We start from the raw sequence: 3,100 nt of genomic DNA, 5'->3' as shown, positions 1-3,100 counted from the left end.
CTTCTGGCTGTATTATGATGCGTGTTTGCCATTTAAATACCTGCCCAGTAGGTATAGCTACTCAAAACCCTGAATTAAGAAAGAAATTTAAGGGTAAACCTGAACATGTAGTAAACTACATGTATTTTGTAGCACAAGAGTTACGTGAAATTATGGCGCAACTAGGCTTTAAAACTATCAATGAAATGGTAGGTCAGGTTCAAAAACTAGATCGTAAGAAAGCTATTGACCATTATAAAGCTGCGGGTATAGATTTAACCCCTATTTTACATCAAGTAGATGTGCCTAAAGGGACTAAATTCTACAATACGGAGAAGCAAAAACACGATATAGACAAATCAATAGAATTTGATATTATAGCAAAAGCTAATCCTTCTTTATTTAGAAAAGAGAAATTAACTTTAGATTATCCTATTTGTAACACAGATCGTGCAGTTGGTGCAATCATCAGTAATGAGATTTCTAAAACTTACGGTGCAGAAGGATTACCAATCAATACACTAAGATTGAATTTTACAGGTTCTGCAGGACAAAGCTTTGGAGCATTTGCCACAAGAGGACTTACAATGATCGTCAATGGTAATACTAATGATTATTTAGGAAAAGGTCTTTCGGGCGCTAAATTGGTTATTAAGGTGCCAGAGAAATCCACTATTGTACCTGAAGACAATGTAATTACCGGAAACGTAACATTATATGGAGCTACTGCAGGTAGAGCATATATTAACGGAAAAGCTGGTGAACGTTTTTGTGTTCGTAACTCAGGAGCTAAAGCTGTAGTTGAAGGTATTGGAGATCACGGTTGCGAGTATATGACAGGTGGTGTTGCTGTAATTCTTGGAGAGGTTGGTAGAAATTTTGGAGCAGGTATGAGCGGCGGAATTGCATTTGTACTAGATAGCAACAAAACTTTTAAAAAGAGATGTAGCACAGAAGGTCTTAACCTTTTAGAGGTAACCGAAAACAATGATATTAAACAATTAAAAGATTTAATCGAGAGTCATTACAACTCTACATCAAGTCCATTAGCACAACGTATTTTAGAAAACTGGGAATCTTATCTACCTAAATTCGTTAAGGTTTTACCTGAAGAATACAGACAAGCTTTAATCAGATTAGAGGAAGAAAATTTACAAACTATTTAAGATCGGAATATGGGAAAGATAACAGGATTTTTGGAATTCGATAGAAAAATTGAAGCATACGAACCGGTTGAGGAGCGTTTAAAAGATTATAAGGAATTTACCGTGCCGCTTCCAGAAAAGGAATTGAAAGAACAAGGTGCTCGTTGCATGGATTGTGGTATACCTTTTTGCCATAGCGGCTGTCCTTTAGGAAATTTAATTCCTGATTTCAACGATGCGGTTTACCGTGGCAAATGGGAAAAAGCAAGTGAAATTTTACATTCCACAAACAACTTTCCTGAATTTACAGGAAGATTATGTCCTGCACCTTGCGAAGAAGCATGTGTTTTAGGTATAAATGAAGACCCTGTTACTATAGAAAATATTGAGAAAAATATAGTTGAAACCGCTTTCAAGAAAGGATGGATTACTGCAAAACCACCTTTAAACAAAACTGGTAAGAAAGTTGCAGTTGTAGGTTCAGGTCCTGCAGGTCTAGCCACTGCTCAACAATTGAATAGAGCTGGTCATGATGTTACCGTATTTGAAAGAGATGAAAAACCTGGTGGATTATTACGCTATGGAATTCCAGATTTTAAAATGGAGAAAAACGTCATTGATAGACGTTTAGAAGTATTAAAAGAAGAAGGTATCACTTTTAAATGCGGAGTACATATTGGTATCGATATTAAAGCCGATACCCTTAAAGAAGAATATGATGCAATTGTATTGACCGGCGGTGCAACTATTAGACGAAACTTACCCATTGAAGGATCTAATTTAAAAGGTGTTGTTCAAGCAATGGATTTTTTAGGTCAAAATAATAGACGTGTAGACGGTATTAAAGATCTTGGAGAAGAAATTAAAGCAACAGGTAAAGATGTTGTCGTCATTGGTGGTGGTGATACTGGGTCAGACTGCATTGGTACATCTTTTCGCCATGGAGCAACTTCTGTATCTAATTTCGAAATTATGCCTATGGCAACCACAGAAAGACCAGAAGGTCAGCCTTGGCCGTTTTGGCCAATGAGATTAAGAACTAGCTCATCTCATAAAGAAGGTGCTGAACGTTTCTTTAGTATATCAACGAAGAAGTTCTTAGGTGATGAAAACGGAAACTTAAAAGGTTTAATAACTTCAGAAGTAGAATGGATTAAAATTCCAGGGCATCGACCGCAACTTAAAGAAGTTCCTGGTACTGAAAAAGAATGGAAATGTGAATTAGCATTGTTAGCTTTAGGCTTTACAGGATCTGAAAATACAGTTGCTAGTCAGCTAGGTTTAGAAATGGATGCTAGAACTAATATAAAAGCATCTGACAACGACTATAAAACTAATGTTGCAGGTGTATTTGCCGCAGGCGACCAAAGAAGAGGTCAATCTTTAATTGTTTGGGCAATCTCTGAAGGTAGGCAAGCAGCTCACCATGTAGATAAATACTTAATAGGAGAGACCGCGTTACCGCTTAAAGGAGAAGGTGATTTACCAAGAGTATAGCATTACAACATATCATAATATCAAAAACGCCATCTAAGTTATTAGTTGGCGTTTTTTTTATTTAAAAAAATCATACCCATAGTAATTTCAATACACAATCATTACTAACTTTCATAATCCGACTATATCAATTGCAAATAGCTTTATCACTACTATTAGTTATTATAAGTAATCAGTGAAAAGTAAAATATATTCTTAGAACCATATAAGTTAGTTTACTCTACATCTATTATATTAAGTCAAACTAGTAAGTTATTAATATGAGTAGTAGTAGTAGTAGTAGTAGTAGTAACGCTTACATCAACTGGCATCAAGAATAGTTAAAAGAGCATCATCATTTTAGGACTAAGATTTTATGGTATAAAAAAAGCCCCTTACATTACTGTAAAGGGCTTTCGAAAAAGGCGGCTACCTACTCTCCCACTTGGTATAGCAGTACCATCGGCGCAAACGGTCTTAACTTCCCTGTTCGGAATGGT

2 protein-coding genes are annotated in these 3,100 nt (G+C 35.9%); both read left to right on the top strand.

The features are described from left to right. The coding region (locus ABJI11_RS11585) for a glutamate synthase-related protein (protein ID WP_348352296.1) at positions 1-1,145 on the top strand (1,145 nt) is incomplete at its 5' end. Between the two features lie 9 nt (positions 1,146-1,154). Further along, positions 1,155-2,621 (top strand): glutamate synthase subunit beta, encoded by a 1,467-nt coding sequence (locus ABJI11_RS11580; RefSeq protein ID WP_348352294.1) that lies wholly within the window; start codon positions 1,155-1,157, stop codon positions 2,619-2,621. The last annotated feature ends 479 nt before the right edge of the window (positions 2,622-3,100 follow it).

This window comes from Maribacter sp. (genome assembly GCF_039968975.1).
GTDB lineage: Bacteria > Bacteroidota > Bacteroidia > Flavobacteriales > Flavobacteriaceae > Maribacter.
The sequence above is the reverse complement of the archived record's forward strand: the minus strand, read 5'-3'. Positions and strand labels throughout refer to the sequence as shown.